Here is a 16,995-nt window from a genome sequence, read left to right as displayed (position 1 = left end):
TACCTCCTTTTTTTTGTTCTTTCATTGAATCCAATCAATTAGCCCCCATATACTCCTCATAAGACTAAGCGGAAGAGAGAAGAAGAAGAATATGAACTTGGAACGTTCCGAACGTATCGAGATCCCCGTGCTACCTCTAAGAGATGTAGTCGTTTACCCGCACATGGTAATTCCTTTGTTTGTTGGACGCGAAAAGTCAATCGCTTGCCTTGACGCTGCGATGGATAACAACAAGCAAGTACTGCTAGTTGCGCAGAAACAAGCTGAAACTGATGAACCCACTAAGGATGACTTGTTTAGTGTTGGTACGGTCGCCACCATTCTTCAATTGCTCAAACTCCCTGATGGAACGGTTAAGGTGTTGGTTGAAGGCCAGCAGCGTGCGAAAATCCATAAGTTTGCTGAAGAAGAATTCTTCACCGCAGATGCACAATACCTGATGACATCCGAACTTGATGAACGTGAAGAAGAAGTCATTGTTCGTAGTGCGATCAATCAATTTGAAGGCTTTATCAAACTCAATAAAAAAATTCCACCAGAAGTACTCACATCACTTAATGGTATCGATGATGCTGCTCGTCTTGCTGATACTATCGCAGCGCATATGCCTCTTAAACTTTCAGATAAGCAAATTGTCCTAGAAACTCTTGAAATTAATGAACGTTTAGAATTTCTAATGGGCCAGATGGAGTCTGAGATTGATCTGCTACAAGTTGAAAAACGCATCCGAACTCGGGTGAAAAAGCAGATGGAAAAATCTCAGCGTGAGTACTATCTGAATGAGCAGATGAAGGCCATCCAAAAAGAACTTGGTGAAACAGAAGATGGTGTCGATGAGTTTGAAACTCTTAAGCAAAAAATTGTCGATTCCAAAATGCCTCAGGAAGCAAGAGATAAAACAGAGCAAGAACTTCAGAAACTGAAGATGATGTCGCCGATGTCAGCAGAAGCTACTGTAGTGCGAGGTTATATCGACTGGATGCTAGGTGTGCCTTGGTATAAACGTTCGAAAGTTAAAAAGAACCTAGCAAAAGCCGAAGAAGTCCTTAATGAAGACCACTACGGTTTAGAACGTGTCAAAGAACGCATCCTAGAGTATCTAGCGGTACAAAATCGTATTAATAAGCTCAAAGGGCCTATTCTATGTTTAGTCGGGCCACCAGGTGTCGGTAAGACGTCTTTAGGGCGCTCGATTGCAGCCGCGACTGGTCGTCAATATACTCGTATGGCTCTGGGTGGAGTACGTGATGAAGCAGAAATTCGTGGCCACCGTAGAACTTATATTGGATCTATGCCGGGTAAGCTTATCCAAAAAATGTCTAAGGTCGGGGTTAAAAATCCGTTATTCCTACTAGATGAAATTGATAAGATGTCCTCAGATATGCGTGGAGACCCATCATCTGCATTATTAGAAGTATTAGATCCTGAACAAAATAACGCCTTTAATGATCATTATCTTGAAGTTGACTATGACCTGTCTGATGTGATGTTTGTTGCTACGTCAAATTCGATGAATATTCCAGGTCCTTTGCTTGATCGTATGGAAGTAATTCGTTTATCTGGGTATACAGAGGACGAAAAACTCAATATCGCTAAGCGGCACCTTGTTGATAAACAAATTAAGAGAAATGGCCTAAAGCCAGATGAACTTGACATTGCAGACTCAGCCATAGTTGGCGTCATTCGTTATTACACGCGTGAGGCTGGCGTACGTAATCTAGAGCGGGAGATTTCCAAGATATGTCGAAAGGCTGTGAAAAATATCTTGCTCGACACCAGTTTAAAAACCGTCACTGTGACAATTGATAACCTAAAAGATTATTTAGGGGTGCAGCGTCATGACTACGGTAAAGCGGATGACAGAAACCGCATTGGTCAAGTGACAGGACTCGCTTGGACAGAGGTTGGTGGCGACCTGTTAACTATTGAAACCGAAGCTATGCCAGGTAAGGGTAAGCTAGCACAGACGGGTTCTTTAGGTGATGTAATGCAAGAATCCATACAGGCTGCAATGACAGTTGTGCGTGCCCGTGCCAATCGTTTAGGCATCAATACTGATTTTTATGAAAAACGTGATATCCATGTGCACGTACCAGAAGGTGCTACGCCTAAAGATGGCCCAAGTGCAGGTATTGCGATGTGTACAGCTTTAGTATCGAGCCTTACTGGTAACCCTGTAAAAGCAGAAGTTGCTATGACTGGCGAGATTACTTTGAGAGGAGAGGTCTTACCTATTGGTGGGCTAAAAGAGAAGTTATTAGCGGCGCATCGCGGTGGCATAAAAACAGTGCTTATCCCTAAAGATAACGAACGAGATTTGGAAGAAATCCCAGATAACGTGATAGCGGATCTTAGGGTTGTTCCTGTGCAATGGATCGATGATGTACTCAAGGTTGCTTTAGAAAAAGACCCGTCAGGTGTCGAAATTGCAGCTGTAAAATAGTGATGTGTAGCAAAAATAAATAAAAGATTAGGCTGATTAGCATAAAAAGGCTTGTCAGCTTTTTTTTTGAGAGCTAACGTTACCCACATAGCCTCAGGCCTTGTTGGGTAAGGCTTGAGGTTAGTTTTAAATTGGAATGGAATGAAAGCTGCCTTTAACAAATACCATTGGTGGCGCAAAGGGGAATTACAGTGAATAAAACACAATTAGTAGAACAAATTGCACAAAGCGCTGACCTTTCAAAAGCGTCAGCAGGTCGCGCTCTAGACGCATTTATAGAAGCTGTGGGTGATACTCTACAATCAGGCGACCAAGTCGCTCTAGTTGGTTTTGGTACTTTTAGTGTACGCACTCGTGCTGCACGTACAGGCCGCAACCCTAAGACAGGTGAAGAAATTAAAATAGCTGCAGCTAATGTGCCTGCTTTCAAAGCGGGTAAAGCGTTGAAGGATTCTTGTAACTAAGAATTGCTTATTTTTAAAAGCAGCATAATGTTAGTCAAAAAATAGCCAAAGTCGATAGTTCTATCGAACCTTTTTAAAATATGCGCATCATACTGATGCGCATTTCTTTTTCTGATATTATCGCGCTATCTGATTTTTATTGTAACCTATACCGTGATAGCTTCGATTGAGCTAGTGCGGACTACAGGTGGAGAGTATTTTAAATATGATGGATCGATTACGCGAAGGTGCTAATAGCATCGCGGTTAAAATTATCCTTGGGGTTATTATCCTATCTTTTGTCTTTGCTGGTGTTGGCAGTTATATCGTGGGTGGGAGTAATAGCTCAGCTGCTAAGGTAGGTAACGTCGAGATTGGCCGTGGTGAGTTTGAACAAGCTTACCAAAATGAACGCAATCGAATGCAAGCTCAACTTGGCGACTACTTCTCAAATTTATTAGCTGATCCCAGCTATGTGGAGTCTTTCCGTAAGTCAGTATTAGACCGTATGGTTAATGACTCACTTCTTGAACAGCATGCTCAGTCTCTAGGCCTACGCGTCAGCGATCAGCAGGTTAGAAATATGATTGTGGACATGCCGCAGTTCCAGGTGGATGCTAAATTTGATCAGGAAGTGTATCAAGCGACTCTTCGCCGTGCTGGTTTCAGCCCGGAAAGTTTTGCGGAATACTTGCGTCGGGATTTAGTAAGAAACCAGCTACTTAGTGCCATTCAGGGTAGTGATTTCTCACTAGAAGGTGAAGTTGAAGCACAAAGTAAGTTGCTAACTCAAACTCGCGAGATTAAGAAAGTCACACTTTCACTTACCGATTTTGCTACTAAAGCTAAATTGTCAGAAGAAGAAATAAATGACTACTACACTCAAAACGCAGTTGAGTATACTCGCCCAGAGCAATTAAAGGTGTCTTATATCGAATTATCTGCTCAACAGTTAAAGGCTAGGGTGACGGTAACAGACCAGCAAGGTGAGCAGTATTACCAGCAACACCTTGATAAATACTCATCTGAAGAGAAACGTCGAGTTAGTCATATTCTGATTGAAGACGGTGATAAGGCGAAAGCGCAAACTATTCTAGACAAAATAAATGCAGGAGCTGACTTTGCTACATTGGCTGAAGAAAGCTCTGATGATGTAGGCAGTGCTTCTGAAGGCGGCTCTCTTGGTTGGATAGAGCGTGATGTGATGGACCAAGCTTTTGAAAGTGCAGCGTTTGCTTTGAAGAAAGTGGGTGATGTTTCAGGCCTAGTTAAATCTGATTTCGGCTACCATATTATCAAACTTGATCAACTCAAAGGTCCAGTTGTTAAGCCTTATAAAGAGGTTGCTGAAAATATAAAACAAGAGCTTCAGGACCAGGAAGCAATTGACCAATTCTATGCATTGCAAAGTAAACTCGAAAAAGTCGCATTTGAATATCCAGACTCTCTTGATGATGCTGCAAAAACTATCGATGCTAAGATTCATACCACAGACTTTGTTTCCGAGTCTGATTCTCCGGAGTTATTGAAGGCACCTGCTGTTATGCAAGCGATTCAAAGCCCAGAAGTTAAGGAAGATGGACTCAACTCTGAAGTTATTGAAGTGGCACCTGAGCACGTTATTGTGGTTCGTGTAGAAGATACTCGCGAAGAGAAAGTTCTACCCCTAGATGAGGTTAGAAAGCAGGTAGTTGCTTCTTTATCGAAAGTAAAAGGTGAACAAAGCGCAATTGAATTAGCTGATAGCCTTGTCTCAGAGCTTAAAAAAGGCAGTAAAGACTTAATGAACGAAAATGGTCTTACTTTTGGCGATTCAGAGAGTATTGATCGTAGCTCACCGTTAGCAGATGTCGTTTTTTCAATGAAAAAGCCAGCAGATGGCGAGGCTGAGTTTGGTCAAGCAAAAGACTTCAATGGTGATATTATCGTGGTTGAGTTGACAGGAGTGAAATCTGATGTTGATGCTCAATATAACGAACAGATTGGTACTCAGTTAACTCAGATGAATGCTCAACAGGATCTATCTGGCCTAATCAGTATTCTTCGTAAAACTATTGAGATTAAATATTACGCAGTTGCTCAGTAATATGAGTTAATGAAATTGATAATACTGATAAAACGGACTGCTTTTGCAGTCCGTTTTAATTTGTATTAACTTCAATCTCTTAACTCTATATTTGGTTTATCGTATCTAGGGTTAATTTAAACTCTAGGAGTACACCTTATGAAACGACACTTAATGACAGCTATTTTAATGGTTTTGGTTTTTCACAGCCCAGTTGGCTACTCAAATGATCAACCTGTAAATGGAAAATATTCACAAATCGATATTACTGTAAATATTAACACTGCAGAGGAAGCGGAATTAGCCACTTTGCTGAGTGGTGTAGGGCTGAAAAAGGCGCAAGAAATTGTCAGGTATCGAAATGAAAATGGACCTTTTGAAAAAGCGGAAGATTTAGCTCAAGTCAAAGGAATTGGACCATCTATGGTGGATAAAAACCGAAGCCGCATAAAACTGTGACTAAATAGAGCGCTTAGCGCTCTATTTTATTAAATTAGCTTTAATACGCGCTGGTGCAGTGACCTGATTACCACTATAATTTGACGCCAAACTAAGGCAGTTGTTTTCAATTAATGTGGAGTAAAACATGTCGTCTCATACGCCAGTCGTCACCGTTGATGGACCAAGTGGTGCGGGTAAAGGTACTCTCTGTATGCTGTTGGCAAAAAAGCTTGGCTTTGGGCTATTGGACTCAGGTGCAATCTACCGAGTTTTAGCTTTGGCGGCTATGCATCATGGTGTAGATCTTGAATCAGAAAACGCACTGGTACCTTTGGCTACTCATCTGGACGTACAGTTTTCGGCAGAAGGTGAGTTGGTTAAAGTGATTCTCGAAGGTGAAGATGTATCAGGTGAACTTCGCAAAGAAGAGACGGGCATGGCCGCGTCGAAAGTAGCAGCATTTCCTCGCGTTCGTGAAGCATTACTGCGCCGACAACGAGCATTTTCAATTGGTGTAGGGCTGATTGCAGATGGACGTGATATGGGGACAGTTGTCTTTCCAGATGCTGAAGCTAAGATATTCCTTGATGCTAGTGCTGAGGAGCGAGCACTTCGCCGATTCAAACAGTTGCAAAATAAAGGTTTAAATGTTAACTTTGGTGACCTTTTGTGCGAAATACAAGAGCGTGATGAACGGGATCGTAATCGTCCAGTAGCACCATTGCGTCCTGCGGAAGGTGCGCTCTTGCTAGATTCTACTACGATGAGTATCGACGAAGTAGTAGAACAGGCGCTACAATATATCGAATCTAAACTGGTAGCTTAGGCTATCAAGTAAGAACGTTGATCGCACGGATGATGATCGGCGAATTTAATAACCCCATGTGGTAGGATACCCGTGGACGTTTAATTTATTGAAGATTAAATAAATGACTGAATCTTTTGCTCAACTCTTTGAAGAGTTTCTAAACGAAACTGAATTTCAACAAGGTACTATTGTTAAAGGTACTGTAGTTTCTATCGAGAACGGTTTTGTTCTTGTTGATGCAGGCCTTAAGTCTGAGTCTGCTATTCCTGCAGAACAGTTCAAGAATGCGGCTGGTGAACTTGAAGTTGAAGTCGGTTCTGAAGTAGACGTTGCGCTAGACGCTGTTGAAGATGGTTTCGGTGAAACTCAACTTTCTCGTGAGAAAGCGAAGCGTCACGAAGCTTGGATTGTGCTTGAGAAAGCATATGAAGAAGCTGAAACTGTTATTGGTATTATCAATGGTAAAGTTAAAGGCGGCTTCACTGTTGAATTAAACGGTATTCGTGCTTTCTTACCAGGTTCTCTAGTAGATGTACGTCCAATCCGTGATACTGCTCACCTAGAAAACAAAGAGCTAGAGTTCAAAGTTATTAAACTTGACCAAAAGCGTAACAATGTAGTTGTTTCTCGTCGTGCAGTTATCGAATCTGAGAACAGTGTTGAACGTGATGAGCTACTTGAGTCTCTACAAGAAGGTGCAGAAGTTAAAGGTATCGTTAAGAACCTAACTGACTACGGTGCATTCGTTGACTTAGGTGGTGTTGACGGCCTTCTACATATCACAGATATGGCTTGGAAACGCGTTAAGCATCCTTCTGAGATTGTGAACGTTGGTGATGAAATCCAAGTTAAAGTTCTTAAGTTCGATCGTGACCGCACTCGCGTATCTCTAGGTCTTAAGCAGCTAGGCGAAGATCCATGGGTAGCAATTGCTAAGCGTTACCCAGAAGGTCATAAGCTATCTGGTCGTGTAACTAACCTAACTGACTACGGTTGTTTCGTTGAAATCGAAGAAGGCGTTGAAGGTCTAGTACATGTTTCTGAAATGGACTGGACTAACAAGAATATTCACCCATCTAAAGTTGTCAATGTTGGCGATGAAGTTGAGGTAATGGTTCTTGAGATCGATGAAGAACGTCGTCGTATTTCTCTAGGTCTGAAACAGTGTAAAGCTAACCCTTGGCAATCTTTCGCTGAAGCGCAAGCTAAAGGCGACAAGGTGACTGGTAAGATTAAGTCTATTACTGACTTTGGTATCTTTATCGGTCTAGATGGCGGTATTGACGGTCTAGTTCATCTATCTGACATTTCTTGGAATGTTACAGGTGAAGAAGCAGTACGTGAATACAAGAAAGGTGACGAAATCTCTGCAGTTGTACTAGCAGTAGATGCAGAGCGTGAGCGTATCTCTCTAGGCGTTAAGCAGATGGAAAATGACCCATTCAATGCCTACGTAGCAGACAATAAGAAAGGTACACTAGTAAACGGTACTGTAACTGCAGTAGATGCTAAAGGTGCAACTATCGAGCTTGAAGAAGGTGTAGAAGGTTACATCCGTGCTTCTGAAGTTTCTCGTGACCGCATAGAAGATGCTTCTCTAATCGTAAATGTTGGTGATAGCATCGAAGCGAAGTTTACTGGTGTAGACCGTAAGAATCGCGTTATCAACCTATCTGTTAAAGCTAAAGACGAAGCAGAAGAGCAAGAAGCAATGGCTACTTTAAACAAAGCTGATGAAGCTTCGTTTGGTAACGCTATGGCTGATGCTTTCAAAGCTGCTAAAGGCGAATAATAACTCTCCTTTATAAAAAAGGGAGCCGAAAGGCTCCTTTTTTATCAATTGAGCTAAAATAGTTTTAATACCAATCTCATCAAGTGACTCAAAAAATACGATTCATCGCCGAGCAATCTGTCGATTTTGTGTCTAGAATAGTTACCAAGTGTTTGTTGGAATTGGTATTACTTACTATAATAAGTGATAAAATACGCTATGAGGGAAACTATGACTAAGTCTGAACTGATTGAGAGACTCTGCGCTGAGCAAACCCATCTTTCAGCAAAAGAAATTGAAGATGCTGTGAAAGATATTTTAGAACATATGGCTTCGACACTAGATACTGGCGATAGAATTGAAATCCGTGGATTTGGTAGCTTTTCTCTTCACTATCGTGAGCCTCGTGTAGGTCGCAATCCTAAAACTGGTGAAAAAGTGAAGCTAGACGGAAAATATGTTCCTCACTTTAAACCAGGCAAAGAACTGCGTGAACGTGTCAATATGGACTGAAACATCATTTATTTTGTAAAAGCGGCATACTCAGGTATGTCGCTTTTTTAATGGTAACGTTAAACAGATTAAGTGATTCAGAATATTGTTCAAAGCGGAATCTCCCTTTGTAGCTGTGTGGTACAATCAGACTTTGATGAATGAAATTCCAATATAGGCATGGTTTGTTTGCGGGATTTACTGCATAATCATATCGGTAGATATTCACTCAGGTGACAGGATATGAAAATTGTAAAAATTGTTATAGTGCTGGCCTTGTTTCTCATTGCACTAGCTTTGGGTTCTCAAAACCAAGAAGTTGTCAATTTTAATTATTTACTTGCACAAGGTGAATTCCATCTTTCAACGTTGTTGGGAGGGGTATTTGTTAGTGGTTTTATATTAGCTTGGGTCATGTTCGGTGGTGTTCATTTGCGTTCTCAACTGCAAATACGTAAGTTAAAAAAGCAGCTGAAGAAACTATCACCTTCCGAGAGCCAATCTCAACAAGTTAAAATCCAATAAGGTCTTATAGGTAAGCTTTTTACTCGATGTTAGAAATACTCTTCTTACTTCTACCAATTGCTGCTGCATACGGCTGGTATATGGGTAACCGCAGTGCCCAGCAAGACAAGCAGAAGCACTCTAATCAGATTTCCCGCCAATATGTTACGGGACTAAATCTGCTTTTGTCTGATCAATCTGACAAAGCGGTCGATCACTTTATTGAGTTGCTCCAAGTTGATAACGAAACTATTGATACTCATTTAGCTTTGGGTAATTTATTTCGTTCTCGCGGTGAGGTTGACCGTGCTATCCGTATTCACCAAAATCTCATTTCACGCTCTGGTTTGACAATTGATCAAAAAAATATTGCTCTTCAGCAACTTGCTAAAGATTACATGGTTTCTGGCTTTCTAGATCGCGCAGAGAAAATTTTCGAGCAACTTGTTGATGAACCAGAGCATAGAGAAGCAGCACTACAGCAGTTAGTTTCTATTTATCAACAAACACGTGAATGGGCTAAAGCTATTCAATATGCGTCTCAACTTGTTAAGTTAGGCCGTAAGCGGATGCGAACTAATATTGCTCATTTCTGGTGTGAGCTTGCCATGCAAGAGCAAGCAGAAGGTGACAGTAATCGCGCTATTTTACACTTTAAAAGGGCTCTCTCTGAAGATCCTAAGTGTGTTAGGGCGAGTATTGCACTAGGCAAGTTGTACTTGGAAAATGAAGACTACAGCAAAACAATAAAGTACATGGAGATGGTCCTTGAACAAGACACCGATTTTGTAAGTGAAGTTTTGCCCACATTGGCAGAATGTTACCATAACCTTGGTCAAGAAGAAGAATTGTTGGATTTTTTGCGTCAGTGTATAGCAGCAAAAGCGGGTGTATCCGCTGAGCTGATGCTTGCCCAAATGGTAGCTCAACATGAAGGTTCAGGTTCAGCACAGGAGCTTCTTACGCGCCAATTAGTTAAGAACCCTACCATGAAGGGCTTTTATCGTTTGATGGATTATCATCTAACCGAAGCGGAAGAAGGTCGAGCTAAAGCCAGTTTGCAAACACTGCAGAGGCTGGTAGGTGAACAATTGAAAATCAAACCCCATTTTCGATGTCGTAAATGTGGTTTTTCGACCCATTCAATGTATTGGCATTGCCCTTCTTGTAAAGGATGGGGGACGATTAAACCAATCCGAGGATTGGATGGAGAATGATTTTAATGCAGCTCGCAGATATTCTGTTCGCTGCATTTTTTTAGCAACAAGCAACATTAGATAGGAAATGAAATGATTGACCAAAAAGTAATTGTCGCATTGGATTACGACAACCGAGCGGATGCGCTTGCATTTACAGATAGAATTGATCCTGCGTCATGCCGGCTCAAAGTCGGTAAGGAAATGTTTACGCTCTTTGGTCCTGATTTTGTTAAACAACTACATCAACGTGGTTTTTCGGTGTTCTTGGATCTTAAATTTCATGACATTCCTACTACTTGTTCTAAAGCTGTGCGTGCTGCAGCAGAACTCGGAGTGTGGATGGTTAATGTGCATGCAAGTGGTGGTGAACGTATGATGAGCGCTTCCCGAGAGATACTTGAATCCTATGGACAAACTCGGCCGCTTCTTATTGGTGTCACAGTGTTGACTAGTATGGAACAAAGCGACCTGAAAGGGATAGGTATTGGTACGGCACCACAAGAACATGTTGTTCGCTTGGCTAAACTAACGCAAAACTCGGGTTTAGATGGCGTGGTATGCTCTGCTCAAGAGTCATCCATGCTCAAAGATGAGCTTGGCAAAGCATTTAAGCTTGTGACGCCCGGAATTCGTCCTATCGGCTCAGATACCGGTGATCAAAAGCGTATTATGACTCCTGTGGATGCAATAGAAGCAGGTTCTGACTATTTGGTTATCGGCCGACCTATTACTCAGGCAAAGGAGCCTGATCAGGTCCTGAGAGAAATTAATCGAACGCTTAATTTTGGATAGTTGGTAATTCAGTTCAGCTATCTTTATAGAGCTATTGGTGAGCCACTGTGAAATTTAAAGTCATTATCAGGACTAGATATCAATTCAGCTTCTAACTGACCAAAAAAAGCGACCCGCTGCGAAATGTCTTTGCCAGCGATATCTTCTGCAAGGCTGAGGTAGTCTTGATAATGACGCGCTTCTGAACGTAGCAATGAGATGTAAAACTTTGCAATATCTTCATCCATATGAGGAGCGAGTTTGGCAAAGCGTTCACAAGAACGTGCTTCTATATAAGCACCAATAATGAGCTTATCGGTTAGCGCTTGAGGTTCATGAGTTGCCATATGAGTAAGTAGCCCCTTAGCGTAGCGGCTTGCAGTAACTGGCTCGTAAGGGATACTACGCTTTTCCATAATTTCAAGTACTTGATAAAAATGATGGAGCTCTTCTTTGATTAGCATGACCATTTTATCGATCAGTTCTTGACTATAGAGGGAATCTGATTTGGCAATGATGGCCTTGGAAATATTACTTTTACCTTTAAGAGTTTGTAAGTTGCCTATTTTTCGGTAGGTAAAGTCTTCATACGGTTTGAGCCAATCGAGTAGATTTTGTGTACTCTGTTTATCAACAGCGTATTTACGTATGAGAAACATAGCAGATTGCCCCGCTTTAAGTTCACACAGTAGATGATCGACTAATACAGTATTAATATTTTTAGGTTTTTTGGCTTCATCTATCCAAGTCTGGGGTGTAGCACATTGAAGAAAATCATTTATAGGCAGTAGCAGGTTATCGTAATTTTTTAAATCGATCATAGTTCTTTTTAAACATAAAAAAGGCCGCATTAGCGGCCTTAAGCAATTGGAGTATGGCGATTATATTACCATTTTTTCTTTTCGCCAAAGATCTCGTCCATATCGTTTTTGCGTTCGTCTTCCATCTGGTGAAGATCTTCAGCACTTTTAGACTGACGTTTCTGTTCCAAATCATCATTCATTTGTTGAAGTTTCTCACGGGCTTGATTTGAATAATTATCATTTTTTGTATTGAGTACGTCCAAACCTTTGCGTACTAATTGAAGCGCAGTACCTGGCTGTCCACGAACAATAGCATCATTAGCTCTCTTGAGAACGTTCTCTATATTAATGCGTACTTGAATAGTCTCTAATCGAGCATTTTCAGCAACATATGCCTGAGTGTCAAAGCGGCCTTTATTATGCTCGCTTCTGATCGTGTCCCTCAAACGTTTTACTAGCTTAAGCATTACGATTGCTTGTTTATCACCGCTTGGTGTCTTAAAAGCAGTACTTTCCGCACCACTCTTGTCATTTTTTAATTGATTTATCTGTTGTTTAACGTGGGCAACTCTTTGCTCAAGTTGCTTATTCTTCGGCTCCAGTTCATGCATACTTTGAACCGAATCTAGGATTCGATTATTGAGACAAATCAACAAGTCTCTGCTGTATGGTAAGTGGTTGGCGTGCCCGATGAGCTCTTCCGTCGCATCTATAACTGCTAAATACCTCACGCCTTCCTGTTTTTTTGCCGATTCAACTTTGACTTTGTACTGGAGCATGATGTTATAGCCAAGTACTAAGACCAGTAAGATGGCAACTAAAGCTATGATTAACCCAATATTCATAAATTCCGTATCTTTTGTTGGCTAGCGTATAAGGATACACGATTCTTATGAACCACTGCATCTATTTTATATTATTACGTTTCTAAGCTAATTATTAACGAAAACTCTGATCTATGGGTAATTTTTGAGTTATTGATTGCAAAAAAATTTATCCAATTCAGAAATTGCTCATTAGAAACCATCCAAATGCCTCCTTGGGCTATCAATTTATATCAAGAGACGTTATAACTAAATATTATAATCTATGTTTGCCTATAGTGGGGCATTGGGTAAGGGATTACAGGTCAAAAATGAAGTTACAGCAACTGAAGTATATTGTTGAAGTCGTGAACCACAATCTAAATGTATCTGCCACAGCGGAAAGCCTATTTACCTCACAGCCTGGTATTAGTAAGCAGGTACGCTTGTTAGAGGATGAGTTAGGAATTCAGGTTTTTGAACGTAGTGGTAAACATCTGACCCAAGTCACTTCTGCCGGTGAAGATATTATACGTATTTCACAAGAGATTCTTGCGCGAGTAGAAAGTATTAAGGCGGTAGCTGGTGAGCATACACATCCTGAAATGGGTACTTTGAATATTTCGACCACACATACACAAGCCCGTTATGCACTCCCTGATGTAATTAAAGGATTTACGGCTCGGTACCCTAAAGTATCTTTACATATGCACCAAGGAACACCAACGCAAATGTCAGAAGCTATTGCTAAGGGTACGGCAAATTTTGCGATTGCTACTGAAGCTCTCCACCTATACCAAGATGCTGTAATGCTTCCTTGCTATCACTGGAATCGTTCAATCGTAGTTCCCAAAGATCATTTATTGGCGCAAAAAAATACAATAACAATTGAAGATCTTGCCTCATACCCTCTAGTGACTTATGTGTTCGGGTTTACTGGTCGCTCTGAGCTAGATGAGGCTTTTAATAAGGTAGGGCTTAATCCCAAGGTCGTTTTTACTGCTACTGATGCGGATGTCATAAAAACATATGTGCGTATGGGTATAGGAGTTGGTGTCATTGCTAGTATGGCGATGGATAATGATCAAGATGAAGACTTAGTTGCCATTGATGCGAGCCATTTATTTGGTGCAAGTACTACAAGTATAGGTTTTCGCAAGGGGACTTTTCTTCGTACTTATATGTATGACTTTATGGAGCGATTTGCCCCCCATCTTACACGTCCTGTCGTAGAGCAAGCTTTATCTCTAAAATCTAATTCTGAGATTGAAGAGATGTTTCAAGGTATACAGTTACCGATTCGATAATTTGGAAGTTTCTTTCTTCCCGCTAGTCCTCTCTATAGTTTAAGGTGAGTTGGTAAAGTATGCACGCAAGGTTTTTACAACTGGATTCATTTCTTACCACTCACCAAGAGTTTTGGCGATTTGAACCATTTTTAGTCAGTTGCTATGGGGTATCTCTATGGCATGAAAAGCATTCTAAACTTTCATGCTTTCTTGAAGATTTAACCGATGCGCAAGTAGAAGAGATTAAATCTGATCCACAGCAATTAAATCAATGCTTGAGTGAATTTATCCCCAAGTTGGACTGTGCATTTAAACTGAATCAATTAAAGAGGACCCAGCTTGAAGGTCTTAAATTGGATCGTTCGGTTACAAATGGAGTCCCTGGCAGAAAGTTGGATCAAATAGCATCTATGGGAGAGGCTGCACTTAAGTGCCACAGTGGTAGTGAATGGCTAGAATGGTGTTCGGGAAAGGGATTTTTAGGCAGAGTACTGGCTGGCTATAGTGGTCAGCCAGTGACAAGTTTTGAATATCAGAGAACACTCTGTGATGTAGGACAAAGAGAGGCGGATAACCTCAAGTTGCCAATGACCTTTGTTCAAGGTGATGCTTTATCCAGTGAGGCTAAATTTATATTAACTAAAAACCAACATGCTGTTGCGTTACATGCATGTGGTGATTTGCACGTTTCTTTGATTGAAAAAGCCGTTGCTGCTGGTTTGCCAGCGCTGACATTGTCACCTTGTTGTTATCACCTTACTCAAGATGACAAGTATCAAGCCTTGTCTTCATACGGTCAGTCATCTGAGCTTAAACTCTCTCGATCTGAGCTGCGAATTTCGTTACAGGAGACGGTAACAGGTGGAGAAAGAGTGAAAAGACATCGCTTTCTTGAGATGAGTTACCGACTTGGATTGGACTTAATATTAAGAGAAGTCTTAGGCCATAAAGATTATATACCGATTCCTAGTATCAAAAAATCTATGCTCTTGGAGGGGTTTGAGGTTTTTTGCCAATGGGCGGCAGATAAAAAACAGCTGCGACTCCCGCAAGCGCTTGCCTATGATGATTTTTATTCTCGAGGGGTTAAGCGCTACTGGCAGATGGAGCGCTTGAACTTGGTTCAGCAGCCTTTTCGTCGAAGTTTAGAAATGTGGCTGGTGCATGATAAAGCTCTCCATCTTGAAGAACATGGTTACCAAGTATCACTTGCGACTTTTTGTTCTGAGGAAGTCACCCCAAGAAATATTTTAATTCAAGCGGTTAAACCATAATTTCCCTGTACACGAGACCTCTTGCTCACAATGTGAACAGGCCTATATTCTAGGGTGTTACAGCTCGTGGACTCATCATGTTGCAGCATTTTCTTATAGTGAGCGGATGACTGCAGGAGCCAAGCCCTATTTGCTGAAGTAAATCCAGCCCATGCCTAAAAAGGCTTTTGGCTAAGCGACCGTGCTTTTTCACTTTGATTCCGTCGCCTTGTTCGCTGCGCCATTCATCCGTTTTGTAAGCCCAACAATAGTTCAACGCCAATATTGCGACCACCTTGCTCACCCTCGCGGGTTCCGTCAGACTCGCCCTTTCAGGCATTCAAATAAGGTTGCTATCTCCCAAGGCTTCGCGTAAATCATGATACTGTCAGGTCAAGGGGCACTCGTGGCGATTATGAGTAATTCGCCATCATCCAAACGTGCTCCTGCCAAATAAATCGACTCGTCCCATAATTTGTGTGCCCCTGATAGAGTCTGCTCTTCTCCCGGTTTCAGGTGATAGAAGAGTCCATCGACATCAACATCGAGTCCTCGACTATTTGTGGTAATAGCGTTTTTCTTGATGCGGATGTTAAAGGGAATGTTGTGCTCTCTAAGCCAGCGAAACCAATCACCACCAACAAACTCACGATCCGCAAGTAATATATCAGTACGTCCTGTGCCAAATATCCTGATAAACCGAGAAACTAAGCCAATACGCTCTTTTTCGTTAGAGTTCCCTTTCTTATCAAGGAGTGTCCAACATACAGGGATAGCCCGCTTCTTGTAACAAATACCAAGCATCAGAATGTTTATATTGGCTCGTCCGTACTGCCAGTTGGTTCTGTCCATCGTCAGGGTTCAATGAGCTGATTCACTGAAAAAGAGCCGGACAATGAACTGTGCGAGACCGTCAAATCGGTATGTATGATCAGTCTTATGTTTGAGACTAAGTAGCAATTTTTTAATAAGAAACGAAAAGTTTAACCAGTGGCGCGTGCACTAAAACTATACTTTTCTAGTTAACAGTGTTTAAGGGTGGACCTAATGATATACCGTATTTCCATAAGTCTCGTTCTCCTTTTCTGTGTTGGCTTACAGGCGAAGCCTCTTATATTTGCAACGGGTGATTGGCGACCATACATATTTGAAAAGAACGACACGTTGGATGTTAACCACCCCGGTTTTAGTATCGAGATTGTTGATAGAGTGTTTGCAAAATTGGGATACCAAATAACCTATAAAACACCGCCATTTAGCAGACAATTAGTTGATACTGAACGTGGTGTATATGCTGCTTTAGTCGGGTTGATCGTTAGTGATGCACCTGATTTTATTTACCCAACAGAAAGCGTCGGTCAAATAAATAATTGTTTCTATACACGGAATGGCAACGAGTGGAAGTTCAATGGGATACCTTCTTTGGATTCGGTAAATTTAGGAGTAATCAATAGTTATTCATACGGTGTAATTGATGATTATGTTGGGCAGAATCGTACTGGTAATGTAATCGCTATTTCAGGTAGTGAAGAAAATATGCTTGAGCGCCTTTTTAGTATGCTGGAAGCTGGACGAATTGATGTCGTTATAGATGATAGTTCTGTTGTAACCCACTATTTGAAAAGTGCTAGTCTAACTGATCAATTTCAAGTCGTAGGGTGTTTAGGAGCAGTGTCTGCAATGATAGGTTTTTCTCCAGCACTACCTGAGTCAAAGGAGCTAGCCCAGAAATTCAGCCTAGGGGTACAGGAACTGCGTCATTCAGGAGAGCTTCAAGAGATTCTCAATAAATACGGTATAGTTGATTGGAAGAGCAGCAATGAGTGAAATTTGAGTTTCTATATGCTTTATACGAAAGCAATATTTGTGAGAAACTCAACACTCCAAACCTTAATTACGATTTCCATATC

16 protein-coding genes are annotated in these 16,995 nt (G+C 41.3%); 13 read left to right on the top strand and 3 right to left on the bottom strand.

Features of this window, described 5'->3' with window-relative positions; translation table 11 throughout:
* The first annotated feature begins 91 nt into the window (after positions 1–91).
* From lon to pyrF, 10 genes are all read left to right on the top strand, one after another.
* Positions 92–2,443: an endopeptidase La gene (gene lon / locus OCV27_RS10465; protein ID WP_125319838.1), complete on the top strand. Its 2,352-nt coding sequence runs from the start codon at positions 92–94 to the stop codon at positions 2,441–2,443.
* A gap of 191 nt (positions 2,444–2,634) precedes the next feature.
* Entirely contained in the window at positions 2,635–2,907 is a 273-nt protein-coding gene (locus OCV27_RS10460) for an HU family DNA-binding protein (RefSeq protein ID WP_125319837.1), read from the top strand.
* A gap of 205 nt (positions 2,908–3,112) precedes the next feature.
* Complete coding sequence (gene ppiD, locus OCV27_RS10455; protein WP_125319836.1) at positions 3,113–4,972, top strand: peptidylprolyl isomerase; 1,860 nt, start codon at positions 3,113–3,115, stop codon at positions 4,970–4,972.
* Positions 4,973–5,110: 138 nt separating this feature from the next.
* Positions 5,111–5,410 carry a ComEA family DNA-binding protein gene (locus OCV27_RS10450; protein WP_125319835.1) on the top strand — a complete coding sequence of 100 codons (300 nt, stop codon included), beginning with the start codon at positions 5,111–5,113 and terminating at the stop codon, positions 5,408–5,410.
* A 127-nt stretch (positions 5,411–5,537) separates the two neighbouring features.
* Positions 5,538–6,218, top strand: coding sequence for a (d)CMP kinase (cmk, locus tag OCV27_RS10445; protein WP_125319834.1), 681 nt, complete (start codon positions 5,538–5,540; stop codon positions 6,216–6,218).
* 103 nt (positions 6,219–6,321) lie between these two features.
* Positions 6,322–7,992, top strand: a complete 1,671-nt coding sequence (gene rpsA, locus OCV27_RS10440; RefSeq protein ID WP_125319833.1) for a 30S ribosomal protein S1 — start codon at positions 6,322–6,324, stop codon at positions 7,990–7,992.
* A 210-nt stretch (positions 7,993–8,202) separates the two neighbouring features.
* Positions 8,203–8,484, top strand: a complete 282-nt coding sequence (ihfB, locus tag OCV27_RS10435) for an integration host factor subunit beta (protein WP_125319832.1) — start codon at positions 8,203–8,205, stop codon at positions 8,482–8,484.
* A gap of 222 nt (positions 8,485–8,706) precedes the next feature.
* Positions 8,707–8,988 (top strand): LapA family protein, encoded by a 282-nt coding sequence (locus OCV27_RS10430; RefSeq protein ID WP_125319831.1) that lies wholly within the window; start codon positions 8,707–8,709, stop codon positions 8,986–8,988.
* Positions 8,989–9,014: 26 nt separating this feature from the next.
* On the top strand, positions 9,015–10,184 hold the full coding sequence (lapB, locus tag OCV27_RS10425) for a lipopolysaccharide assembly protein LapB (RefSeq protein WP_125319830.1): 1,170 nt from the start codon (positions 9,015–9,017) through the stop codon (positions 10,182–10,184).
* A gap of 72 nt (positions 10,185–10,256) precedes the next feature.
* Positions 10,257–10,958: an orotidine-5'-phosphate decarboxylase gene (pyrF, locus tag OCV27_RS10420; protein WP_125319829.1), complete on the top strand. Its 702-nt coding sequence runs from the start codon at positions 10,257–10,259 to the stop codon at positions 10,956–10,958.
* A gap of 23 nt (positions 10,959–10,981) precedes the next feature.
* Here the strand turns inward: pyrF and miaE are convergent, their stop codons facing one another.
* The gene (gene miaE, locus OCV27_RS10415; RefSeq protein WP_125319828.1) at positions 10,982–11,758 is read right to left on the bottom strand and encodes a tRNA isopentenyl-2-thiomethyl-A-37 hydroxylase MiaE; all 777 of its coding nucleotides are present in this window, start codon (positions 11,756–11,758) and stop codon (positions 10,982–10,984) included.
* A gap of 65 nt (positions 11,759–11,823) precedes the next feature.
* The gene (locus tag OCV27_RS10410; protein WP_125319827.1) at positions 11,824–12,585 is read right to left on the bottom strand and encodes a DNA repair protein; all 762 of its coding nucleotides are present in this window, start codon (positions 12,583–12,585) and stop codon (positions 11,824–11,826) included.
* A 290-nt stretch (positions 12,586–12,875) separates the two neighbouring features.
* Between OCV27_RS10410 and cysB the strand changes: the two genes are divergently transcribed.
* A complete protein-coding gene (cysB, locus tag OCV27_RS10405) occupies positions 12,876–13,850 on the top strand; it encodes an HTH-type transcriptional regulator CysB (RefSeq protein ID WP_125319826.1) in 975 nt (324 codons plus the stop codon).
* A 59-nt stretch (positions 13,851–13,909) separates the two neighbouring features.
* On the top strand, positions 13,910–15,106 hold the full coding sequence (locus OCV27_RS10400; protein ID WP_125319825.1) for a methyltransferase: 1,197 nt from the start codon (positions 13,910–13,912) through the stop codon (positions 15,104–15,106).
* A 372-nt stretch (positions 15,107–15,478) separates the two neighbouring features.
* On the opposite strand, the gene OCV27_RS10395 is transcribed toward OCV27_RS10400, so the two are convergent.
* The gene (locus OCV27_RS10395) at positions 15,479–15,937 is read right to left on the bottom strand and encodes a transposase (RefSeq protein ID WP_125319824.1); all 459 of its coding nucleotides are present in this window, start codon (positions 15,935–15,937) and stop codon (positions 15,479–15,481) included.
* A 195-nt stretch (positions 15,938–16,132) separates the two neighbouring features.
* On the opposite strand from OCV27_RS10395, the gene OCV27_RS10390 reads away from it, so the two are divergent.
* Entirely contained in the window at positions 16,133–16,912 is a 780-nt protein-coding gene (locus OCV27_RS10390) for a substrate-binding periplasmic protein (RefSeq protein WP_125319823.1), read from the top strand.
* Positions 16,913–16,995: the final 83 nt, after the last annotated feature.

Origin of the sequence: Vibrio pectenicida (assembly GCA_024347015.1) — a bacterium.
GTDB classification, from domain to species: Bacteria; Pseudomonadota; Gammaproteobacteria; order Enterobacterales; family Vibrionaceae; genus Vibrio; species Vibrio pectenicida.
This window is presented reverse-complemented; position numbering and strand designations above follow the sequence as displayed.

Bases quoted from the DNA above. Each gene is read 5' to 3' on its own strand.
- lon (WP_125319838.1), top strand. From the start codon at position 92: ATGAACTTGGAACGTTCCGAACGTATCGAGATCCCCGTGCTACCTCTA.
- ppiD (WP_125319836.1), top strand. From the start codon at position 3,113: ATGATGGATCGATTACGCGAAGGTGCTAATAGCATCGCGGTTAAAATT.
- OCV27_RS10450 (WP_125319835.1), top strand. From the start codon at position 5,111: ATGAAACGACACTTAATGACAGCTATTTTAATGGTTTTGGTTTTTCAC.
- cmk (WP_125319834.1), top strand. From the start codon at position 5,538: ATGTCGTCTCATACGCCAGTCGTCACCGTTGATGGACCAAGTGGTGCG.
- rpsA (WP_125319833.1), top strand. From the start codon at position 6,322: ATGACTGAATCTTTTGCTCAACTCTTTGAAGAGTTTCTAAACGAAACT.
- ihfB (WP_125319832.1), top strand. From the start codon at position 8,203: ATGACTAAGTCTGAACTGATTGAGAGACTCTGCGCTGAGCAAACCCAT.
- OCV27_RS10430 (WP_125319831.1), top strand. From the start codon at position 8,707: ATGAAAATTGTAAAAATTGTTATAGTGCTGGCCTTGTTTCTCATTGCA.
- lapB (WP_125319830.1), top strand. From the start codon at position 9,015: ATGTTAGAAATACTCTTCTTACTTCTACCAATTGCTGCTGCATACGGC.
- pyrF (WP_125319829.1), top strand. From the start codon at position 10,257: ATGATTGACCAAAAAGTAATTGTCGCATTGGATTACGACAACCGAGCG.
- miaE (WP_125319828.1), bottom strand. From the start codon at position 11,758: ATGATCGATTTAAAAAATTACGATAACCTGCTACTGCCTATAAATGAT.
- OCV27_RS10410 (WP_125319827.1), bottom strand. From the start codon at position 12,585: ATGAATATTGGGTTAATCATAGCTTTAGTTGCCATCTTACTGGTCTTA.
- cysB (WP_125319826.1), top strand. From the start codon at position 12,876: ATGAAGTTACAGCAACTGAAGTATATTGTTGAAGTCGTGAACCACAAT.
- OCV27_RS10400 (WP_125319825.1), top strand. From the start codon at position 13,910: ATGCACGCAAGGTTTTTACAACTGGATTCATTTCTTACCACTCACCAA.
- OCV27_RS10395 (WP_125319824.1), bottom strand. From the start codon at position 15,937: ATGGACAGAACCAACTGGCAGTACGGACGAGCCAATATAAACATTCTG.
- OCV27_RS10390 (WP_125319823.1), top strand. From the start codon at position 16,133: ATGATATACCGTATTTCCATAAGTCTCGTTCTCCTTTTCTGTGTTGGC.